This is a genomic window from Spiribacter sp. SSL99 (assembly GCF_009805925.1).
Lineage (GTDB): Bacteria > Pseudomonadota > Gammaproteobacteria > Nitrococcales > Nitrococcaceae > Spiribacter > Spiribacter roseus.
The window spans coordinates 80,169-101,740 of the sequence record NZ_MAOM01000011.1; the positions used below are offsets into that span (position 1 = coordinate 80,169).

Annotated in this window: 19 protein-coding genes and 2 pseudogenes; 11 read left to right on the forward strand and 10 right to left on the reverse strand. The window is 68.6% G+C overall.

Annotated features, from left to right (window positions below; genetic code table 11):
* Positions 1-9 precede the first annotated feature (9 nt).
* Genes BA899_RS02215 through BA899_RS02225 form a run of 3 tightly spaced genes read left to right on the forward strand, consistent with a single transcriptional unit; the run spans position 10 to position 5,140 of the window.
* The gene (locus BA899_RS02215; RefSeq protein ID WP_110883222.1) at positions 10-405 is read left to right on the forward strand and encodes a TraR/DksA family transcriptional regulator; all 396 of its coding nucleotides are present in this window, start codon (positions 10-12) and stop codon (positions 403-405) included.
* A 20-nt stretch (positions 406-425) separates the two neighbouring features.
* Entirely contained in the window at positions 426-2,126 is a 1,701-nt protein-coding gene (locus tag BA899_RS02220; protein WP_159299592.1) for an autotransporter assembly complex family protein, read from the forward strand.
* A 32-nt stretch (positions 2,127-2,158) separates the two neighbouring features.
* A complete protein-coding gene (locus BA899_RS02225; protein WP_159299593.1) occupies positions 2,159-5,140 on the forward strand; it encodes a translocation/assembly module TamB domain-containing protein in 2,982 nt (993 codons plus the stop codon).
* Here the strand turns inward: BA899_RS02225 and BA899_RS02230 are convergent.
* A complete protein-coding gene (locus BA899_RS02230) occupies positions 5,131-6,408 on the reverse strand; it encodes a DEAD/DEAH box helicase (protein WP_148121715.1) in 1,278 nt (425 codons plus the stop codon). The two genes, BA899_RS02225 and BA899_RS02230, sit on opposite strands and share 10 nt — an antisense overlap.
* 95 nt (positions 6,409-6,503) lie before the next feature.
* On the opposite strand from BA899_RS02230, the gene grxD reads away from it, so the two are divergent.
* Positions 6,504-6,827, forward strand: a complete 324-nt coding sequence (grxD, locus tag BA899_RS02235) for a Grx4 family monothiol glutaredoxin (RefSeq protein ID WP_110883218.1) — start codon at positions 6,504-6,506, stop codon at positions 6,825-6,827.
* On the opposite strand, the gene rnt is transcribed toward grxD, so the two are convergent.
* Positions 6,824-7,456 (reverse strand): ribonuclease T, encoded by a 633-nt coding sequence (gene rnt, locus BA899_RS02240; RefSeq protein ID WP_148121716.1) that lies wholly within the window; start codon positions 7,454-7,456, stop codon positions 6,824-6,826. The genes grxD and rnt overlap by 4 nt on opposite strands.
* Positions 7,453-8,508: a dihydroorotase gene (pyrC, locus tag BA899_RS02245; RefSeq protein WP_159299594.1), complete on the reverse strand. Its 1,056-nt coding sequence runs from the start codon at positions 8,506-8,508 to the stop codon at positions 7,453-7,455. The genes rnt and pyrC overlap by 4 nt, the downstream gene beginning before the upstream one ends.
* A 108-nt stretch (positions 8,509-8,616) precedes the next feature.
* Between pyrC and BA899_RS02250 the strand changes: the two genes are divergently transcribed.
* From BA899_RS02250 to BA899_RS02270, 5 genes are all read left to right on the forward strand, one after another.
* Complete coding sequence (locus BA899_RS02250) at positions 8,617-9,831, forward strand: argininosuccinate synthase (protein WP_159299595.1); 1,215 nt, start codon at positions 8,617-8,619, stop codon at positions 9,829-9,831.
* 74 nt (positions 9,832-9,905) lie between these two features.
* Positions 9,906-10,898 (forward strand): metal ABC transporter solute-binding protein, Zn/Mn family, encoded by a 993-nt coding sequence (locus BA899_RS02255; RefSeq protein WP_200833030.1) that lies wholly within the window; start codon positions 9,906-9,908, stop codon positions 10,896-10,898.
* Positions 10,898-11,710, forward strand: coding sequence for a metal ABC transporter ATP-binding protein (locus tag BA899_RS02260; protein ID WP_235012034.1), 813 nt, complete (start codon positions 10,898-10,900; stop codon positions 11,708-11,710). The genes BA899_RS02255 and BA899_RS02260 overlap by 1 nt, the downstream gene beginning before the upstream one ends.
* A complete protein-coding gene (locus BA899_RS02265; protein ID WP_110883213.1) occupies positions 11,691-12,830 on the forward strand; it encodes a metal ABC transporter permease in 1,140 nt (379 codons plus the stop codon). The genes BA899_RS02260 and BA899_RS02265 overlap by 20 nt, the downstream gene beginning before the upstream one ends.
* Positions 12,827-13,726 (forward strand): metal ABC transporter permease, encoded by a 900-nt coding sequence (locus BA899_RS02270; RefSeq protein WP_144347796.1) that lies wholly within the window; start codon positions 12,827-12,829, stop codon positions 13,724-13,726. Before BA899_RS02265 ends, BA899_RS02270 begins: the two co-directional genes overlap by 4 nt.
* Here the strand turns inward: BA899_RS02270 and nth are convergent.
* From nth to BA899_RS02290, 4 genes and pseudogenes are all read right to left on the reverse strand, one after another.
* Complete coding sequence (gene nth / locus BA899_RS02275) at positions 13,702-14,355, reverse strand: endonuclease III (RefSeq protein WP_159299596.1); 654 nt, start codon at positions 14,353-14,355, stop codon at positions 13,702-13,704. The two genes, BA899_RS02270 and nth, sit on opposite strands and share 25 nt — an antisense overlap.
* A 218-nt stretch (positions 14,356-14,573) precedes the next feature.
* Positions 14,574-15,005 (reverse strand): annotated as a pseudogene (rsxB, locus tag BA899_RS09995) (electron transport complex subunit RsxB); the annotation flags it as partial.
* A gap of 26 nt (positions 15,006-15,031) precedes the next feature.
* Positions 15,032-16,672 (reverse strand): annotated as a pseudogene (gene metG / locus BA899_RS02285) (methionine--tRNA ligase); the annotation flags it as partial.
* A 33-nt stretch (positions 16,673-16,705) separates the two neighbouring features.
* Complete coding sequence (locus tag BA899_RS02290; RefSeq protein WP_159299599.1) at positions 16,706-17,248, reverse strand: shikimate kinase; 543 nt, start codon at positions 17,246-17,248, stop codon at positions 16,706-16,708.
* Positions 17,249-17,379: 131 nt separating this feature from the next.
* On the opposite strand from BA899_RS02290, the gene apbC reads away from it, so the two are divergent.
* Positions 17,380-18,474, forward strand: a complete 1,095-nt coding sequence (gene apbC, locus BA899_RS02295; RefSeq protein WP_159299600.1) for an iron-sulfur cluster carrier protein ApbC — start codon at positions 17,380-17,382, stop codon at positions 18,472-18,474.
* 19 nt (positions 18,475-18,493) lie between these two features.
* Entirely contained in the window at positions 18,494-19,060 is a 567-nt protein-coding gene (dcd, locus tag BA899_RS02300) for a dCTP deaminase (protein WP_144347790.1), read from the forward strand.
* On the opposite strand, the gene BA899_RS02305 is transcribed toward dcd, so the two are convergent.
* Genes BA899_RS02305 through purM form a run of 3 tightly spaced genes read right to left on the reverse strand, consistent with a single transcriptional unit; the run spans position 19,057 to position 21,535 of the window.
* On the reverse strand, positions 19,057-19,806 hold the full coding sequence (locus BA899_RS02305; protein WP_159299601.1) for a DUF3108 domain-containing protein: 750 nt from the start codon (positions 19,804-19,806) through the stop codon (positions 19,057-19,059). The genes dcd and BA899_RS02305 overlap by 4 nt on opposite strands.
* Positions 19,806-20,477 (reverse strand): phosphoribosylglycinamide formyltransferase, encoded by a 672-nt coding sequence (gene purN / locus BA899_RS02310; RefSeq protein WP_159299602.1) that lies wholly within the window; start codon positions 20,475-20,477, stop codon positions 19,806-19,808. The genes BA899_RS02305 and purN overlap by 1 nt, the downstream gene beginning before the upstream one ends.
* A complete protein-coding gene (gene purM, locus BA899_RS02315) occupies positions 20,474-21,535 on the reverse strand; it encodes a phosphoribosylformylglycinamidine cyclo-ligase (protein WP_159299747.1) in 1,062 nt (353 codons plus the stop codon). Before purM ends, purN begins: the two co-directional genes overlap by 4 nt.
* Positions 21,536-21,572 lie beyond the last annotated feature (37 nt).

Below are 21,572 nucleotides of genomic sequence, written 5' to 3' on the forward strand. Positions count from 1 at the left end.
GAGTGCGCGATGACTGACGAGCTTTCCCACGAACAGCGGCAGGCCCTTCGCGAGGCCCTGGAAAACGAGCAGGCGGCGCTGCGCGAGGAGATCCGCGCGGAGGTGCTGGCCGCCGACCTGCATCGCTCCGAGGAGGTGGCGGATCGCGTGCGCGATGCCGGCGACGAGTCGTTGGTGGATCTGCTCGCCGACATCGAGTATGCCGATATCGATCGTCACATCGCCGCGCTGCGGGCCAATGAGGCGGCCCTGCGGGCCTGGCATGAGGGGGGTTACGGGCGCTGTGTCGATTGCGGCGAGCCCATCCCCTTCGAGCGGCTGCAGGCCCTGCCGTCGGCGGCACGCTGCATTGACTGTGAGACCCGCCGCGAGCAGCAGGCAGGAGGCCGGCCGCCACGTCTCTAGCGCGGTGTCTGATGGCCAGCGTGGCGCTGGCGCTAATGGTGGTCAGTGCCCCCGGGCGGGCGGCGGTGGATCTGACACTGACCGGCGCCGATGGGGCGCTGGCGGATAATCTGCGTGCCCACGTCGACACCGATGTCTCACTGGAGTCGGATCTGGCCGGGCGTTTCTACCGCGATCAGGTGCGCGAGTCATTGCGCGATGGCGCCGAGGCATTGGGCTATTACGAGGCGCGATTCGACATCACGCTGACCGCCTCGCCGGAGGACTGGCGACTGGACGTGGTCGTCTCGCCGGGTCCGCGGGTCCGGGTGCGCGACGTCGAGGTGCGCATCACCGGCGATGGCGCCGATGACCGCGTCCTCGCGGCCCTGAGTGAGCGGCTGCCACTGCGTGCCGGTGAACCCCTCAATCATGCCGACTACGAGCGCAGTAAACGCGCCCTGATCAACGAGGCGCTGCAGCGGGGCTATTTCGATTACCGCTTTACCACCGCCGAACTGGCGGTGAACGTCGATGGGGGCTGGGCCGAGGCCATACTGGTGATGGACGCCGGAGCCCGTTATGCCCTGGGGGAGGTCACATTCTCGCCGTCGCCGTTCCGCCAGCGCTTCCTGAGCCGGCTGGTCCCGTTCGAGCCGGGCACCCCCTACACCGCTGAGGCGGTGGCGGATCTCAATCAGCGCCTGCTCGACAGTGGCTACTTCACCGACGCCCGGGTCGAGACCCGGCGCGATGCCGGGCCGCCCGCCCGGATACCGGTGCAGGCCGATGTGGTGACCCGTGAACGCAACACCGTCACCACCGGCGCCGGTTACTCCACCGACGAGGGGCCGCGTCTGCAGCTGGGCTATCAGCGCCATTACGTCAACAACCGCGGCCATCAGCTGAGCAGTCAGCTGCGCGTCTCGACGGTGCGCCAGAGCATCGACGCCCGCTACGAGATTCCGCTGGCCGACCCCATCAACGACCATCTCACCCTGAGCACCGCCTGGGAGAACGCCGACATTGAGGACACCCGCAGCGAGCGCTACAGCGTGCGGCTGGCTCGGCGGCAGACATTCACCTCGGGCTGGACGCGCACGCAGTCGCTGCGCTGGCTTGAGGAGCGCTTCACGGTGGGCGTCGACAGCGGCCGCAGTCGATTGGTGCTGCCCGGGATCAGTTTCTCGCGCACCCGGTCGCGCGGTGGGCTCGATCCCGACTGGGGTGATCAGCAGCGCTACTCCCTTGAGGGGGCGAGCGAGGCACTGCTCTCGGATGTGGACATCGCCCGCCTGCGCCTGGACAACACCTGGCTGCGCAGTGTCGGCGAGGCCCACCGCTTCAAGCTCAGTGCCCATCTGGGCGGCGTTGCGACCAGCGACTTCGAGCAGACGCCCACCTCGCTGCGGTTTTTCGCCGGCGGCGATCAGAGCGTGCGCGGGTTCGCCTATCGCAGCCTGGGACCGAAGGACGACAATGGCGACGTGATCGGCGGCCGTTACCTGACAACCGGCAGCGCTGAGTACAGCTATGGTCTGACCGATGACTGGCGGCTGGCCACTTTTGTCGACGCCGGCAATGCCTACCGCGAACCCAGCGCCTTCGACCCGGCGGTGGGGACGGGTTTTGGCGTGCGCTGGACGTCGCCGGTGGGGCCGCTGCGGCTCGACCTGGCCTGGGGCGTGAGTCGCGAGGACGTACCGTTTCGCCTGCATTTCTCCATCGGGCCGCCGTTCTGATGCCGGGTCTGCGCAGTCTTCTGATCACTCTGATGTTGGCCGTGCCGCTGGCCGGTGCCTGGCTGATCAGCACCACCGAGGGCGCGCGCTGGCTGGCCGCCCGGGCCCAGGCGTTCGAGCCGGCACTCGCCCTCGAGATCACGGACGGCAGTCTCTGGCACGGCCTGCAGGCCAGGGATCTGCGCTGGCGCGATGGAGACCGCGGCCTGGCGGCGGAGGCCGTGGCGATCGACTGGTCGCCGCGCTGCCTGTTGCGCGGGCAGGTCTGCGTCGATGCGCTGCGCGTCACCGGTCTGCGGCTTGATCTGCCGGCCGGCGAGGCGACCGCCGCGTCGTCAGCGCCGGCGACCGACCCGCTCGAGGCGTTGCCGCGCCGCCTGTCACTGCCCACCCTGGAATCCCCCGTGCCGGTGCGTCTGGAGCAGCTGCGCATCGACGGACTGAGTGTGCAGCGCGCCGACCGGGCGCTGGCGGCGGGCATCGACGCGCTGCGACTGAGCGCGCACGTGACGGGCCGGCAGCTGGACATCACCGCGCTGTCGGTGGCGGGAACGGCCGGCCGCGCCCGGCTGGAGGCCCGGGTCGACATGGACGGCGACTGGCCGCTCGAGGCCGACTGGCGCGTTGAGCCGGCCGCCGCGCTGACGGCCGGCGAGTCGCTGACGCTGCAGGGCCGGGGCGAGGGATCCCTGGCCGATCTGCGTCTCACCGGCTCGGTGAGGGGGGCACGGACCGTGGAGTTTTCCGTCGGCGTCGCAGCGCTTGACGCCCCGCGACGGCTGGAGGCCCGCATCGCCGCTGGCGACGGCGTCCTCAATCTCCGGGGCCGGGCGGATGAGCGGATTGAGCTGGAGGGGGATCTGCAGGCGCCCTCGCTCGCGCCTTTCTGGCCGGGGCTCGAGGGGCAGCTGCAGGGCGATTTCCGGGTGGCCGGCCGGCTGCTGCAACCGTCCCTGAGTGCGGCGCTGACCGCCACGGACCTTCGCGTGGGCGATCTGGCCCTTGAGAACGCCCGGCTCAGTGCCGACTGGAACGGCGCAGAGGGCGGGCGCGCCCGCCTTGAGGTCACGGGGCTGCGGCAGGGCACGGCACTGCGCGGCTCAGGTCAGCTCACGCTGAGCGGGCAACCCGATGATCACCGCATTGACCTGCAGTTCGAGGGCCAGTCCGGGGCGCTGCCGGTGGGGCTGGAGGCCCGACTGATCGGCGGACGCTCGGCGGGAGCGCGGGAGTGGACCGGTCGGCTGCAGCAGGCTTCGCTGACCGTCGACGGGCGGACCGGTCGCCTGCTGGGCACACCGGGACTGACGGTCGGGCCCCAGCGACTGCGCCTCGACGGCCACTGCTGGGCGTGGCGGTCGGTCCGCGCCTGCAGTCAGCCATTGCAGGCCACACCCCGCTCGGCGCAGTGGCGGATCAGTCTGTCCGCCGTGCCGCTGGCGCTGTTGCAGCCGCAGTTGCCGGCAGGGGTCAGTCTGCCCGGCTCGGTCACCGGCACCGCCCGCCTTGAATGGCAGGCCGATACCGGCGCCTCGGCGCGGCTGACACTGGTCAGCCCCGCAAGCCGGATCGAACTGCCCCAGCCTGATCGCGAGCAGCCGCTGGTGCTCGACTACGATCGGATTGTCGTGGACGCCGATCTGACGCCGGCGCGGGCGCAGCTGCGCCTGGGACTGGCCTCGCCTGACATCGGACAGGGCGGTTTTGCCGTGCAGACCGATCCGGGTGATGCCAGCCGTCCGCTCACCGGCCGGGTCTGGCTCGACGGTGTGGGGCTGGCCCCCCTCGCCGGCGCGCTGCCGCAGCTGCGGCGCGCCGAGGGCCGCGTCAGTGCCCGCGGCGAACTGGCGGGCACTCTGGCCGCGCCGCGGTTCCGCGGCACGCTGCGCCTGCGGGACGGGGTGCTGCTGCCCTCGGCCCTGGTCGAGCCATTGACGGCGGTTGATCTGAGCGCCGAGGTGGCCGGTGAGACCGCGCGCCTCAGTGGCGGGTTCGCGGCCGGCGACGGCGAGGCCAGCCTGGACGGTCAGCTGGACTGGGCCGGGGGCACCCTTGAAGGCGCGGTCAACCTTGTGGGCGAAGCGCTGGATGTGCAGGTCGGTAATCTGGCGCAGCTCACGGTCAGTCCGGATATCCGCCTGGGCGTGGGCGCCGAGACCCTGCAACTGACCGGTCGCATCGATGTGCCCCGCGCCCGGATCGAGCCCACCGGCGGGTCGGCCGGGGCGATCCGCCCCTCACCGGATGCGGTGCGCGTCGATGCCCGGGGCCGGCCGCTGGCACCCGCGGATGAGGCGGATACCGGGCGTACGCTGGAAAGCGATCTGCGGCTGCGGCTGGGTGACTCGGTGCGGTTCGCCGCCCGCGGCGCCAGCGGTCGGCTGGCCGGCGGGCTGCGGTTGCGTCAGGTGGGCAGCGAGGGGGCCGAGGCCGAAGGGGTGCTGACCCTGGAGGAGGCCGGCTACGAGGCGTATGGCCAGTCACTGACGGTCCAGCGCGGCCGTCTGGTGTTCAGCGGTCCACTGACCCGGCCGCAGCTTGATATCGAGGCGGTGCGCGAAACCCCCGGGATTACCGCGGGACTGCGCATCACCGGGCCGGCCGATCAGCCCCGGGTGCGGCTGTTCTCGGATCCGGCCATGGCGCAGGCGGATATCCTCGCGGTGCTGCTCACCGGTCGGCCTCCGGGGCAGGCGAGCCCCGGCGAAGAGGCACTGCTGAGCCGGGCGGCGCTGTCACTGGGCGTGTTCGGTGGCGGGCAGCTGGGCGAGTCGCTGGCCAGCGAGCTGGGGGTGGAGGACTTCCAGATCGCCGCCGACGGCCAGGGCGAGGACGCCCAGGTGGCGGTCAGCGGTTATCTCTCCCCCAATCTGATGGTGCGCTATGGCGTCGGGGTGTTCGAACCCACGACCACGCTCAGCCTGCGCTACTACCTGACCCGCCAGTTCTACCTCGAGGCGGTCAGCGGTGCGGAAAGCGCCTTCGACGTATTCTATTCGTTCGACTACGACTGATCGCCGCCGCCCGCGGATGACCCGCTCTGGCGACGGTTGCCGCCGCTGCGCCGGCTGTTGCCACTGCGGCGGTTGTTCATGCGCGCCGCGGGCTTGAGGTCGTCGACGATCAGCTCGGCGGGCGCCATTTCCGCCGGGATCTTCTGATCGATGTAGCGCTCGATGTCGGGCAGCGAATAGACGTAGGTCTCGCAGGCGAAGCTGATCGCATCACCGGCGGCGCCGGCCCGGGCCGTACGCCCGATGCGGTGCACATAATCCTCGGCATCCTGGGGCAGGTCGTAGTTGATGACGTGACTGACCTCCGGGATATGCAGCCCGCGCGCGGCCACATCGGTGGCGACGAGGATCGGCAGGTCGCCCCCCTGGAATTTCTCCAGCAGCTGCTCGCGCTTGTTCTGCGGGATGTCGCCGGAGATGACGGCGGCCTTGATGTCGTTGCCGATCAGATAGGCGGCCACCCGGTCGGCGTCGCGCTTGGTGTTGACAAACAGCAGGGTGCGCGTGGGCGCCTGCTGGCGCAGTACACCGATGAGCAGGCCGATCTTCTGGTTGTTCTCGACATGGTAGAGGGTCTGGCGGACGCGGTCGGCGGTGATCGTGTCCGACTCGATCTGCACCGACTCGGGCTCGTTCATGTGCTCGTAGGCAAGCTCGCGGACGCGCTCGGACAGCGTCGCCGAGAACAGCATGTTGAGGCGCTGGTCCGGCGCCGGCATGCGCCGCAGCAGATAGCGGATGTCGGCGATGAAGCCCATGTCGAACATGCGGTCGGCCTCGTCGAGCACGCAGACCTCGATATTGTCGAGGCTGAACACCCCCTGCTTGAAAAAGTCGATGATCCGCCCCGGTGTGCCGATCAGCACGTCGGTGCCGCGCTCCAGGGCCTTGCGCTGGCTTTCGTAGCCGGTGCCGCCGTAGATGCAGGCAAAGTCCATGCCGGTGAACCAGCCGAGCCGTTCGGCATCCTTGTGAATCTGCAGGGCGAGCTCGCGGGTGGGCGCCAGGATGATGGCCCAGGGGCCTTTCTTGTCGGCGGCCACCGGGCGCGACATCAGCCAGTGCATGGTGGCCAGCAGAAAGGCCGCCGACTTGCCGGTGCCGGTCTGGGCCTGGCCGGCCACGTCGCGGCCCTCGAGGGCGATGGGCAGGGCCGCGGCCTGGATCGGCATGCACTGCTCGAAGCCGGCCTCGCGCAGGCCTGTGTGAAGGGATTCGTGAAGTCCGAGGGACTCGAAAGCGGTGTCAGAGAGATGATTTTGTTCCATGACCGCCGAGGATACCGTATTGATCGCTTTTATGCCCCTCGTCGATGTCGTCCGCAATCCGTACACTAATGGTACGCATTCAATGAGGAGCCAAAATGAGCGACGTACAGGAAAGCATCCGCGAGCAGGTCGAAGGCAATCCGGTGATTCTCTACATGAAAGGCTCACCGCAGTTCCCGCAGTGCGGGTTCTCGATGCGCGCCGCCCAGGCCCTGGCGGGCTGCGGTGTGGAGTTCGCCTATGTCAACGTGCTCGAGGACGAAGGCATCCGTCAGGGCATCAAGGAATACGGCAACTGGCCGACCATCCCGCAGCTGTATGTGAACGGCGAGCTGCTCGGTGGCTGTGACATCATCATGGAGATGCACGAGTCCGGCGAGCTGCAGGAGGCGGTCAAGGCCGCCACGCCCGACGCTTAGGCGCCGGGTGCGTCGAGGGGATGCCCGTGGGCGGCATCCCAGCGATTGACGATGGTGCAGAACAGCTCGGCGGTCTTCTCGGCATCGTAGATCGCCGAGTGGGCCTCACGCGCGTCCCAGTGAATCCCCGCCGCCGCAATGCCCCGCGCCAGTACCGTCTGGCCGTAGGCAAGCCCGGACAGAGTGGCGGTGTCAAAGCATGAGAATGGGTGAAACGGATTGCGCTTGATGCCGCACCGCTTCACCGCCGCGTTCAGAAACCCCAGATCAAACCAGGCGTTATGTCCCACCAGCACGGCACGGCTGCAGTCGTTGGCGCGGATCGCCTCACGCACGGGCTGAAAGACATAGCGCAGGGCCTCGTCCTCGGGCACCGCCATGCGCAGCGGGTGATCGGGGTCGATGCCGTTGAACTCCAGCGACTTCGGGTCGAGGTGGGCACCTTCGAAGGCCTCGACGTGGGTGGTGAAGGTCTCGCCGTTATAAAGCCGACCGGCGTCATCCATTTTCACGATCACCGCGGCGATCTGCAGCATGGCGTCGGTGGCGGCATTGACGCCGCCGGTTTCGATGTCGACGACCACGGGCAGAAAGCCGCGGAATCGCTGGTTGATGGGGCGGGCGTTCATGCGGACTCCGTCTGCGGGTCGCTGGCCAGCGACCAGTCAATGGTGCCACCGGCGCGCAGCGGTACGATGCGTGCGTCGCCATAGGGCAGGGTATCCGGCAGGCGGCGTGCCTGCCGGGCCAGTGTCAGGGTGTCAGTGGCACGCGGCAGGCCGTAGAAGTCGGCGCCGAAATGGCTGGCAAAGCCCTCCAGCCGATCCAGCGCACCGGCCTGCTCGAAGGCCTCGGCATAGAGTTCGATGGCGAGCGGGGCTGTGAAGATGCCGGCGCAGCCGCAGGCGTTTTCCTTGGCCGACTGGGCATGGGGCGCGCTGTCGGTGCCGAGGAAGAATCGCGGATGCCCACTGGTGGCGGCCTCGAGCAGGGCGGCGCGATCCCCCTCGCGCTTGAGGATGGGCAGGCAGTAGTGGTGGGGACGGATCCCGCCGGCGAGCAGATCATTGCGGTTCATCAGCAGGTGCTGCGGAGTGATGGTGGCGCCGAGCCGTTCGGGCCCCTGGCGCACGAAATCCACCGCGGTCGCCGTGGTGAGATGCTCGAGCACGACGCGCAGGTGGCGGTGGCGGTCGAGCAGGGGCGCAAGGCGCTCGTCGAGGAAAACCGCCTCACGATCAAAGATATCCGTTTCGGGATGGGTGACTTCGCCATGCAGGCAGAGCGTGAGGTCGTGCTCGGCGATGGCGGCGAGCGCCTCGTCGCAGCGCCGCAGATCGGTCACGCCCGAGTCGCTGTTGGTGGTCGCCCCGGCGGGGTAGAGCTTGACCGCGTGGATGAACCCGGTGGCCGCCGCGCGCTCGATCTCGCGCGCCGGCGTGTTGTCGGTCAGATACAGCGTCATCAGGGGCTCGAACCGGCTTTCCGCGGGGCGGGCCGCAAGGATCCGCTCGCGATAGGCGGCGACCGCGTCGGTGGTGGTCAGCGGCGGTGTCAGGTTGGGCATGATGATGGCGCGGCCAAAGCGCGCCGCGCTCCAGTGCACGACATCCGCCAGCGCGGCGCCGTCGCGCAGGTGCAGGTGCCAGTCGTCGGGTCGGGCGATGGTCAGCGTTTCCATGGCGCGAGTATATCAGGGCCACTGGCCGGCGCCTTGATTCTCCGCGCCGGCGCGCCGATCATTGCGGCACGAACCCGCTCCCAACCCCGCAATTCGAGAGAGCAATCCATGAGCACAATCAAAAAGGTGGTTCTGGCCTACTCCGGTGGCCTGGATACCTCGGTCATCCTGCAGTGGCTGCGCGATCACTACCAATGCGAGGTCGTGACCTTCACTGCCGACCTGGGGCAGGGTGAAGAGCTCGAGCCCGCCCGCGCCAAGGCGAAGGATCTGGGCGTCGAGGAGATCTATATCGATGACCTGCGCGAGGAGTTCGTGCGCGATTTCGTCTTTCCGATGTTCCGCGCCAACGCCCTCTACGAGGGTGAATACCTGCTCGGCACCTCCATCGCACGGCCGCTGATCGCCAAGCGCCAGATCGAGATCGCCCGCGAGACCGGCGCCGACGCCGTCTGCCATGGCGCCACCGGCAAGGGCAACGATCAGGTGCGCTTCGAGCTCGGCTATTACGGCCTCGAGCCCGGCATTCATGTCATCGCGCCGTGGCGTGAGTGGGACCTCAACTCCCGCGAGCGTCTGCTGGCCTACGCCGAGGATCGCGGCATTCCCATCGAGGGCAGGACCGAGGGCGGCGGATCGCCCTATTCCATGGATGCCAACCTGTTGCATATCTCCTACGAGGGCGGCGTGCTGGAGGATACCTGGACCCCGGCCGAGGAGAATATGTGGCGCTGGAGCGTCGCGCCCGAGGCGGCGCCGGATACGCCCACCGAGATCGAGCTGACCTTCGAGGGCGGTGATCCGGTGGCCATCAACGGCGAGTCGCTGGCGCCGCACGAAATGCTCTCGCGACTCAATCAGCTGGGCAATGACAACGGCATCGGGCGGATCGACATTGTCGAGAACCGCTATGTCGGCATGAAGTCCCGCGGCTGTTACGAAACCCCCGGTGGCACGATCCTGCTGCGGGCCCATCGCGCCATCGAGTCGATCACCCTCGACCGCGAATCGGCGCATCTCAAAGACGAGCTCATGCCGCGCTACGCCGAGCTGATCTACAACGGCTACTGGTGGAGTCCTGAGCGCGAGGCGCTGCAGGCGCTGATCAACCAGACCCAGACCCGGGTGAATGGCGTGGTCCGGCTTAAGCTCTACAAGGGCAATGTCACCGTGCTGGGCCGGCGCTCGGCCACCGACAGCCTGTTCGATGACAGCATCGCAACCTTCGAGGACGATGCCGGCGCCTACGACCAGAAGGACGCTGAAGGCTTCATCAAGCTCAACGCCCTGCGGCTGCGGGTGGCTGCCCGGCGCGGTGAATAGGCCGGTGCGTTGACCCACCGCGGGTCGCGGTTTAGATTGGAATTATTCCAATTTCTGATCGACAGGGGGTCCTGATGCAGCGCAGACGCGACGGCTGGATGGCGCGGGCGGCAGTGATGGCCGTCGGCCTTGCGCTGACTTCGGTCGCCCCGGCGGCGCCCAGCGTGCTGGCCACCACCGGCATGGTCGCGGATCTGGTGGATCGCATCGGCGGCGAGTGCATCGAGACCGAGGCACTGATGGGCCCGGGCATCGACCCCCATCTCTATCGCGCCGCCGCCTCCGATGTGCAGGCGTTTCAGTCGGCGTCGCTGATCGCCTACAACGGCCTGGGGCTGGAAGGTCAGCTCGATAGCGTCCTGCGGCGGTTCGGCGAGCGCCGGCCGACGCTGGCGGTGGCCGAGGCGGCGGCCGCGGCGGGGCCGGTTGATCTGATTCAGACGGACGGCGACAGCGCACCCGATCCGCATGTCTGGATGGATGCCGCGCTCTGGTCGCAGGCGATCACGCCCACGGTGGAGGCGCTTCGTCAGGTGGCGCCGGACTGCACGGCCGGGCTGCGTGAGCGGGCCTCCGCCCTGAGGGGACAGCTCAGCGCGCTGGATGCGTGGATGCGCGCCAGCATCGCCAGTATTCCGGCGGGTCAGCGCGTGCTGCTGACCGCGCACGATGCCTTTGGCTATTACGGTCGGGCTTACGATATCGAGGTGCGCGGCATCCAGGGCATCAGCACCACCGCGGAGGCGAGCGTGGCCGATATCCAGGCCAACGCCCGCCTGATCGCCGAGCGGGGACTGCCGGCCCTGTTCGTCGAGAGCACGATCAACCCGCGCACGGTGGACGCGGTGGTGGCGGCGGCCCGCGAGCGGGGGGCCGAGGTGGTCATTGGCGATACCCTCTATGGCGATGCCCTGGGCGAATCCGGGACCCTCGCCGACAGCCTGCCGGGCCTGCTCATTCACAACACCGCGGCCATCACCCGCGAGCTGGGTGGTGAGCGCGCACCGTTGCCGGCGGCGCTGAGCGACTGGCGGGCGCCGCTGCGCGCGCGCCACGGAGGCGAGTGATGGCCGCCATGGATCCGCCGGCCGGAGAACGCCCGTCGGCGCGCTGGGCCCTGCATACCGAGGATCTGACCGTCAGCTACGGTGATCGTCCGGCGCTCTGGGACATCGACCTGAACATCCCGCCGGGTGTCCTCGCCGGCGTCATCGGCCCCAACGGCGCGGGCAAGAGCACCCTGCTCAAGGCAGTGCTGGGTCTGGTGCCGCTGTCGGCGGGCCATGTCCGTCTGTTCGGCCGCCGCTATCGCGAGCAGCGCCAGCGGGTGGGCTATGTACCGCAGCGATCGTCGGTGGACTGGGACTTTCCCACCACCGCCGTCGATGTGGTGACCATGGGGTTATACGGCCAGCTCGGCTGGCTGCGCTGGCCGGGGCGCCGCGAGCGCGACCGGGCCCTGCGGGCGCTGGAGGAGGTGGGCATGGAAATGCTGGCCGACCGCCAGATCAGCGAGCTCTCGGGCGGTCAGCAGCAGCGCGTGTTCATTGCCCGGGCGCTGGTCCAGCAGCCCGACATCCTGCTGCTCGATGAGCCCATGGCCGGGGTCGATGCGACCACCGAGCGCAGCATCATCGAGATCCTCGGGCGACTGCGTGACGAGGGGCGCACCATCATCCTCGTGCATCACGATCTGCAGACCGTGGAGCGCTATTTCGACTGGCTGGTCTTTCTGAACGTGCGCGTCATTGCGGCGGGCCCCATCGGCTCGGTGTACACGGCGCGCAACCTGCGTCGGGCCTACGGCGGTCAGGTCGCGCTGCTGGACGAGGGCGGTCAGGCAACCGGGACGCGGGATGATGGCGACGCTGCTGACTGATTACACCCTGCAGAACGTCCTGCTCGGGGCGGTGCTGATCGGGGTGATCAGCGGTGTGCTCGGCTCGTTCGCGGTGCTGCGGCGCCAGAGCCTGCTGGGCGACACCCTCTCGCACGCGGCCCTGCCCGGGGTGTGTATCGGCTTCATGCTGGCGGGGGCCCGGGATCTTGGCAGCATCATGGGCGGTGCGCTGGTGACGGCCGTGGCGGCGGCGCTGATGACCGTGGCCATCACCCGGCATACCCGGCTCAAGATGGACGCGGCACTGGCCGCGACGCTCAGCCTCGGTTTTGCCCTGGGGGTGGTGCTGCTGACCTGGATCCAGTCCCGTGGCGGGGCGGCGCAGGCCGGTCTCGACAGCTTCCTGTTCGGTCAGGCGGCCGCCACCACGCGGGCCGACCTCTACCCGATGATGGCGCTGGTGGGCATCAGTCTGCTGGGGGTCGCGCTCCTGTGGAAGCCGCTCAAGGTGATGACCTTTGACCCGACCTTCGCGGCGGTGGTGGGCCTGCCGGTGCACCGGCTCGAGGCGCTGCTCACCGCGATGATCGCCCTTGCAGTGGTCACCGGGCTGCAGATGGTGGGCGTGGTGCTGATGACGGCCATGGTGATCGCCCCGGGTGCCGCGGCGCGTCAGTGGTGCGGCAGTCTGATGGGCATGGTCCTGCTCTCGGCGCTGCTCGGCGCCCTGGCGGGGGTCGTGGGCGGGCTTGGCAGCGCCCTCGCGCCAGGGCTTTCCACCGGGCCGCTGATTGTCCTCACCGCCACGCTCATCGCCCTGGTCTCGCTACTGGTGGCACCGCACCGGGGGCTGGTCCCGCAGTGGTGGCGGCAGCGCCGGCGGCGCCGCTCGACGTCCACCGACCGCATTCTGGGAACGCTCTACGAGCTCGCCCGCGAGCACGATGACTGGCGGTATCGGGTTGAACAGGGGGCCGTGGACGCCTACCACGGCATGGTCACCGAGCCGCAGCTGGTCACGCTGGCCGAGCGTGGGCTGGTCACGCCGGTTCAGCATCTCCCCGACGAAGGGCCGCACTGGCAGTTGACCGAGGCCGGGGTCGATCACGCCGCGGCCCGCGAAAGGCGTCAGCGCGGCGGCCGCCGGAGGCGATCATGACCCTGCTTGCCGAGCCCCTGGTCGCGATTCTGGTCACCGGGATGCTGGTGGGCACCAGTGCCGCACTGCTGGGCAGTTTCCTGGTGCTGCGCGGCAACAGCATGCTCGCCGATGCGATCAGCCATTCAATCCTGTTCGGCATTGCCGTGGCCTGGCTGCTGTCGGGGCAGACCAGTGGGCCGGTGCAGATCGCCGGTGCCGCGCTCAGTGGTGTGCTCGCGGTGTTTCTCATCGAGACGCTGACGCGCACGCGGCGGCTGCGCGATGATGCCGCCACCGGTCTGGTGTTTCCGGCGCTTTTCAGTGCCGGCGTTCTGCTGATCAATGTGACTGCGCGGGATGTGCATCTCGATGAGCACACCGTGCTGTTGGGGGAAGTGGGTTTCGTCTGGCTGGACACGGTGACCATCGCCGGTATCGAGCTGCCCCGGGCGATGCTGGCCACCGGCGTGATGCTGCTGCTGGATGCCGCATTCGTGCTGGCCTTCTACAAGGCGCTCAAGCTCGCCACGTTCGACCCCGATCTGGCGCGGGCGCTGGGCCTGGCCCCGGGGATCATTTTCTACGCCCATCTGGCGCTGGTCAGTGGCACGGCGGTGGCGGCCTTTGATGCCGTCGGCGTCGTGCTGTTCATTACCTTTGTGGTGGTGCCGCCGGCCACGGCCTATCTGCTGACCCGGCGCCTGCTGCCGATGATCGCCCTGGCCATGCTGATCGCCGCGCTGAGCGCGCCGCTCGGCTATGCGCTGGCGATCGCGCTGAATGTCTCGATCGGCGGGTCGATGGCGCTGGCCAACGGGCCGTTTCTGCTGGCCGCCTATGGCTGGCGGCGCTGGCGTGGCGGACGGCGCGCCGCGCCGGCGTCAGCGGCCTACTCCGACCCGCCGTCGGCGTAGCGGTGACGCTCGGGGAACTCGCAGAGGTCGTAGAGGGGGCAGGCCCCGCAGCGCGGCCGGCGAGCAAGGCAGGTATAGCGGCCGTGCAGGATCAGCCAGTGATGGGCGTCCTGCAGAAATTCCTTCGGTACCTGGCGCATTAATCTGTCTTCCACGGCGCGGACGGTTTTGCCTTTCGCAATGCCCGTGCGGTTGGCGACCCGGAAGATGTGGGTGTCGACGGCCATGGTGGGTTCGCCGAAGGCCGTGTTGAGCACCACGTTCGCCGTCTTGCGGCCGACGCCGGGCAGCGCCTCGAGGGCCTTGCGGTCGTGGGGCACCACGCCATTGTGAGACGCCACCAGGGCCTCGCAGGTGGCGATGATGTTCTTCGCCTTGCTGTTGAAAAGCCCGATGGTGCGGATGTAGTCCCGCAGGCCGTCTTCGCCCAGGGCGAGGATCGCGCCCGGGGTATTGGCATCGCGGAAGAGCGGCCCGGTGGCCTTGTTGACGCCGCGGTCGGTGGCCTGGGCCGACAGGATGACCGCGATGAGCAGCTCGAAGGGCGTCGAGTAGTTGAGCTCGGTGGTGGGCTGCGGGTTGGCCTCGCGCAACCGCTCGAAGATGGCCCGGCGCTTGTCGCGGTTCACGACCCGCGACCCCGTTGACGTCGTTTTGCCCGCACCCGGGCCAGGGCCGCCTTCGCGGTCTCGCGGCGGGCCTCGCGATCGGGCAGCGCCGGCGCCGCCGGCGTGGTGGGCGAGGCGCGTTGGGTCTCACGCCGCTGGCGGAGCTTTTCCTCACGCCGGGCCTGGCGCTGCAGCAGGCGTTGCTGGCGGGCGTTAAAGCGCCGCCGGGCACGATCCCGGCGCTGTTGCTGCTGATCGACGGGCTCGGCCTCGCGCTCGGTGGGCAGCATATGAATGCAATCCACCGGGCAGGGGGCCAGGCACAGATCGCAGCCTGTGCACTCCTCGGCGATGACCGTGTGCATGCGCTGACGGGCGCCGACGATGGCATCCACCGGGCAGGCCTGAATGCATTTGGTACAGCCAATGCATACCGACTCGTCGATCCAGGCCACCCGCGGCGGCCGGTAGTCGCCATGCTCGGGGTTGAGGGGCGGTGCCGGCCGGTCCAGCAGCTGCGCCAGCGCATCGATGGTGGCCTGACCGCCGGGCGGGCACTGGTTGATATCCGCCTCGCCCTGCGCGATGGCCTTGGCGTAGGGTCGGCACCCCGGATAACCGCACTGCTCGCACTGCGTCTGGGGCAGCAGGGCGTCGATGCGCTCGGTCACGGAGGCCCCGCCGCTCATGCCGGTTTCAGGTTATCCCGTGATTCTTCGATCATCGCCTCGATGGCGGCCGGATCCACCCGGGTCATCAGCGGCTTGAACGTGTCGATCCGGTGATCCAGCAGCGGCTGGCCGGCATCGGCCCACTCCATGGGCGGAATCTGCAGGAAGCGCTCCGCCGCGGCGGCGGTATCCGGCAGCACCGGTTTGAGGTAGAGCATCAGCACCCGGAACAGGTTGAGCCCGGTGGTGTTGATGGCCTGCACCGCCTCGGCCTGGTCGGGATCCTTCGCCAGCACCCAGGGTTTTTTCTCGTCGATATACTGGTTGGCCTCGTCGGCCAGGGCCATCACCTCGCGGACCACCCGGGCATAGGCGCGGTCCTCATAATGCCCGCCGATCACCTCGGCCCGGGCGCTCATGCGCCGGAACAGCTCCGGGGCGTCCAGACGCGGACCCAGCCATCCTTCGGAGCGCTTGTTGATGAAACCCGCGCAGCGGCTGGCGATGTTGACCAGCTTGCCCACCAGATCGGCATTCACCCGCTGGGTGAAATCCTCCAGGCTCAGATCGATGTCATGCACGCCGGCGCCCAGTTTGGCGGCGAAGTAGTAGCGCAGGTACTCGGCATTCAGATGCCGCCGATAGGTTTCCGCCATGATGAAGGTGCCGCGTGACTTCGACATCTTCTGCCCGTCCACGGTGAGAAAGCCGTGGGCGCAGACCCGAGTGGGCGGCCGGAACCCGGCGCCGTGCAGCATCGCCGGCCAGAACAGGGCGTGGAAGTAGACGATGTCCTTACCGATGAAGTGGTACAGCTCGGTGTCGGAATCGGCGTTCCACCATTCGTCAAAATCCAGGCCCTGGCGGTTGCACAGGTCTTGGAAACTGGCCATGTAGCCGATCGGGGCGTCCAGCCAGACGTAGAAATACTTGTCATCGGTATCCGGGATGCGGAAACCGAAGTAGGGCGCATCGCGGGAGATGTCCCAGGCGCGCAGGCCGGCGTCGAACCACTCCTGGAGTTTGTTCGAGACCTCGTCCTGCAGACCCTCACTCGAGGCCCATTCGCGCAGCATGGGCTCGAAGTCCTGGAGGCGGAAGAAGTAGTGCTCGGACTCGCGCTGGACCGGGGCCTCGCCCGAAATCACCGACACCGGGTTGCGCAGCTCGTCGGGGGAATAGCTCGCCCCGCAGGCCTCGCAGTTGTCGCCGTACTGGTCATCGGCGCCGCAGCGCGGGCAGGTGCCCTTGATGTAGCGGTCCGGCAGGAACATGCCCTCGTGCCCGTCATAGGCCTGGGTGATGGTCCGGCGGTCGATCCAGCCGCCATCACGCAGCCGCGTGTAGATGAGCTCGGCGTAGTGGCGGTTTTCCTCGGAGTGGGTGGTGTAGTAGTTGTCGAAGGCGATCCCGAAGCTGGCGAAGTCGCGCCGATGCTCGGCGCCGACCCGCTCGATCAGTGTCTCGGGTGTGATCCCCTGCTCGCGGGCCTTGAGCATGATGGGCGTGCCGTGGGCGTCGTCGGCGCAGACATACCAGCACTCGTTACCCTGCAGCTTCTGGAAGCGCACCCAGATGTCGGTCTGGATGTATTCGACGAGATGACCCAGATGGATCGGCCCATTGGCATAGGGTAGGGCGCTGGTGACCAGGATCTTGCGCGCCATGCACACTCCGCGTTGGCAGTCAGTAAACCCTCATTATGCCAGAGGCGAAGCCAGTCGCGGAGCCTGCGGCCGGTTGAGGGCGGCGATGATCGAGCGGGTGGCCGCGGCCGGCGACTGCGTGCCGACATCAACACTGATTTCGGCATAGTGGCGGTACAGCGCCTCGCGCTCGGCGTAGAGGTCTTCGAGGCTCTGGTCGGCGGCGCGGGCCAGGCCGCGGGTGTCGACGTCGGTGACCCGCTCGAGCAGGACCGCCAGATCGGCATGCAGGTGCACGAGGATGCCGTCGGCCTGCAGCGCGGCCATTGCCGCCGGGCTGTAGACGGCGCTGCCGCCGGTGGCGATGACATGGCCCCGGCGCTGGAGTGCGGCGAGGGTATCGGCCTCGAGGGTGCGCAGGGCGCGGTGGCCGTGGGTATCGACGATCGCCTGCAGGGTTTGCCCCTTGCGGGTCTCGATCAGGGCATCGGTGTCAGTGAACCCGAGCCCGAGGGCGGTGGCCAGGGACTGCCCCAGGGTGGACTTGCCGGCCCCCGGCATGCCGATGAGGACCAGGTTGTGGCGCGCGTCGGTCATGCCGTGAATCTGCCGCAACGCGACGCCGGCGGCAACCCGCGTGCCAACCCCGCCCCGGACGTGTTTAATGCGGGGGGCGGGCTGTTTACACTCGCGCCTAATCTATAGGGCGTCGTAACGACGGGGGATGAATGACTGAACTCAACCGCGAATCGGTGGAGCAGGCGCTGGGCGCGTGGACCGAGCCGGCGCTGGGGATGGATCTGATCACTGCCGGGGCGGTGAGCGATATCCGGCTGGATGGTGACGCGGTGGCCATCGATCTGAGCCTGGGGTTTCCCGCCGGGCGGTATCAGGACACCCTGCGCGGCACGCTGGAAGCCGCCGTGCGCGAGGCGACCGGCGCGCGGTCGGTGAGCGTGAGCGTGGACTGGTCGGTGGGGGCCCGTCAGGTGCAGGCGAGTCTCAAGCCGATGGACAACGTCCGCAACATCATTGCCGTGGCCTCGGCCAAGGGCGGTGTCGGCAAGTCCACCTGCGCCGTTAATCTGGCCCTCGCCCTCGCCGACGAGGGGGCCCGCGTGGGCATCCTGGATGCCGACATCTACGGCCCCAGCCAGCCGCGGATGATGGGCGTGGTCGGGCAGAAGCCCGACAGCCCCGAGGGCAAGACCATGTTCCCGCTGGAAAACCACGGCGTGCAGATCATGTCCATCGGGTTTCTGATTGAGGAGGATTCGCCGATGGTCTGGCGCGGGCCCATGGTGACCCAGGCGCTGACCCAGCTGCTCAACGATACGCGCTGGGATGCGCTCGATTACCTGATCATTGACCTGCCGCCGGGCACCGGTGACATCCAGCTGACGCTGTCGCAGAAGGTGCCGGTGGCCGGCGCGGTGGTGGTCACCACGCCGCAGGACATCGCCACCCTGGACGCCCGCAAGGGCGTGCGGATGTTCGAGAAGGTCAAGGTGCCGGTGCTTGGCATCCTCGAGAACATGAGCCTGCATATCTGCTCGAACTGCGGCCATGAGGAGGCACTGTTCGGCACTGGTGGTGGCCAGCAACTGGCCGACGACGAGGGGGTTGCGCTGCTTGGCGCGCTGCCGCTGGAGATCGGCATCCGCGAGCAGTCCGATCAGGGCGCGCCCACCGTCACGGCGGCACCGGCATCGGCGGCGGCGGAGCGCTTCCGCGAGGCGGCCCGGCGGACCGCGGCACTTCTTTCACGACAGGATCCGGCGGGCGCCAGCCGGTTCCCGAATATCGTCGTCGACGACGACTAGGGCAGGGGGAACAGACACAGTGAGCATCAAATCCGATCGCTGGATACGGTCCATGGCGGAGGACGGCATGATCGAGCCGTTCGAACCCGGGCAGGTACGGGGGGAGGCCGACGGCGAGCGGATGATCTCCTACGGCACGTCGAGCTACGGCTACGACGTGCGCTGCGCCGATCAGTTCAAGATCTTCACCAACATCAGCTCGGCGGTGGTCGATCCGAAGAACTTCGACGAATCGAGCTTCGTCGATCTGCAGTCGGACGTCTGCATCATCCCGCCCAACAGCTTCGCACTGGCAAGCACCGTTGAGTACTTCCGCATTCCGCGCAACATCCTCACGATCTGTCTGGGCAAATCGACCTATGCGCGCTGCGGCATCATCGTCAATGTCACGCCCCTCGAGCCCGAGTGGGAGGGCCATGTGACCCTGGAGTTTTCCAACACCACGACGCTGCCGGCGAAGATCTATGCCAACGAAGGTGTGGCGCAGATGCTGTTCCTGGAATCGGACGAGGTCTGCGAGGCGTCGTACAAAGACCGCTCGGGCAAGTACATGGGCCAGCGCGGGGTGACGCTGCCGCGGCCCTAGCGGCGGCGGTCAAGGCCGTCCAGACGGCTCAGGACCATGCGGAAGTTGCGATCACCGGCCTCGCGCTGCTCCACCTGCACGGCCAGATAGCGCAGAGCCGGCGCCACCCACAGCGTGGTCACCCGATCGCTGTCCGGGTCCGAGCGGTGGACGGTCAGTGCCTCGAAGCGGCCGGCGGGGGTATCCACCTGGGTGGTGTCGCCGATGCGCAGCTCATAGGTCTTGAGCTGGCCGCCGTCGGCGATGCGATAGACCAGGGTGTCATCGCCGTCATCCCGCTCGGCCAGGTCGTGCATCAGCTGCAGTGGACTGATCACCCGATCGATGGTGTCCGGCGTAATGGCCATGCGCCAGGGGCGGTCGGCCACATCGTTGACCACCCGCATCGCCTCCCAGTCGAAGCGCAGCTCGGCGCGCCGGTCGTCGTCACCGCCGCTGCGGGTGTAGCGGTAGACGTCGGGCCGGAAGCCGTCGGCCTGGATGTGGCCGATGCTCATCTCGCGCACGCTGCTCGAGTAGAAAAGCCCGGCCAGACGATTGGGCTGGACCGACAGCCGGTAGAGGTAGCGGTCCTGTGCCGGCCGGCGAAAGCGCAGCTCGGCGTGGCCCAGGGTCAATCCAGCCTTGCGGACGTCATAGCGGGCGCTGAACGCCGGTGGCGCCTCGACGGGTGTCGCCAGCGTCGCCGCGTTCGCCGCCAGCAGCAACAGCCCCAGGGCCATGGCGCAGAGCCAGGCGCCGCGCATCAGCCCGGGGTGGCCGCCGTCGGCGTCAGGCAGGGCGGATGCGGCGGGATCCGGCCATCGTGGCGGACGCCGCCGTCACCCAGCTGCACCCGGCCGTCGGCGATCCAGCCCACCACCTGGGGGTAGAGGACATGCTCCATGGCCTGCACGCGCCGGGCGAGTCGCGCGGCGTCATCGTCCGGGTAAATGGGGACCGCCGCCTGGGCGATCACCGGGCCGGCGTCCAGCTCGGGGATTACGTAGTGCACGCTGCAGCCATGCTGCCGTTCCCCCGCGGCGATGGCCCGCTCGTGGGTATGCAGGCCGCGGTAGGCGGGCAGCAGTGACGGGTGGATATTGATCAGCCGGCCGGTGAACCGGGCGACGAACGCCGCCCCCAGAATGCGCATGAACCCGGCCAGAACGATCAGATCGGGCCGGGCGGCCTCAAGCCGATCGGCCAGGGCCTGATCGTAGGCCTCGCGCCGCTCGAAGTCGCGGTGATCGATCACCTCGGTGGCGATCCCGGCCGCGGCGGCGCGCTCAAGCCCCCCGGCGTCGGGACGGTTGCTGATCACGCGGTCCACATGAGCGGCGATCCGCCCGGACTGGACGGCATCAATGATGGCCTGCAGGTTGGTCCCGCTGCCGGAGATCAGCACCGCGATGCGGAAACCGCCGGTATCGCTCAAACCCCCTCCTGGTAAATGACCGCGTTGGCGGATTCGCGGGCGGGCACCACGTCGCCCAGGCGCCAGGCCGTCTCGCCGGCTGCCCGCAGCTGATCGATGGCCAGGTCGGCCTGGTCCGGGGGAACGATCACCACCATACCGACGCCGCCATTGAAGGTCCGGCGCATATCGGCGATGTCCACCCCGCCGGTGGTCTGCAGCCAGTCGAACAGCGCCGGCCACTGCCAGCTGCCGGTGTCGACGCGCGCGCTCAGGCCCTCGGGCATGATGCGTGGCAGGTTGTCGGTGAGCCCGCCACCGGTGATGTGGCTGATGCCATGGATGGCCACCTCGCGCTGCAGCTGCTGGACGGTGCGTGCGTAGATCCGCGTGGGGGCCAGCAGCCACTCATCAATGCGGCGGCCGTCCAGCGATCGACTGAGGGCGTCGGGATCCCGCTCGAGGATGCGCCGGACCAGCGAGTAGCCATTGGCGTGCACCCCGCTGCTTGCCAGGGCGATCAGACAGTCGCCGGCGCGGATGCCCGAGCCGTCGATCAGCGCATCGCGCTCGACCACGCCCACGCAGAAGCCGGCCAGGTCATAGTCGCCCTCGCGGTACATCCCGGGCATTTCGGCCGTCTCGCCGCCGATCAGCCCGGCGCCCGCCTCGCGGCAGCCCGTGGCGATGCCGCGGATGACCCGCTCGGCGATGGCCGGCTCGAGCCGGCCGGTGGCGTAGTAGTCAAGAAAGAACAGCGGCTCGGCACCGCCGACGATGACATCGTTGACGCACATCGCGACCAGATCGATGCCGATGCCATCGTGCTGGCCGGTCTCGAGCGCGAGGCGCAGCTTGGTACCGACGCCGTCGGTGCCTGCCACCAGCAGCGGGTGGCGGTAGCGCTCCACCGGCAGTTCGAAGAGTCCGCCGAACCCGCCAAGGCTGCCGACCATGCCCGGGCGCCGGGTGGCGGCGACATCGCCCTTGATGCGCTCGACAAGATCGGCGCCGGCATCAATGTCGACGCCCGCGTCGCGGTAGGTCAGTCCGGGTCGGGAATCTGGGGAGTCCAAGATCTCGCTCCTGTCTGGGTCTGGTCGTGCCGGTGGATGG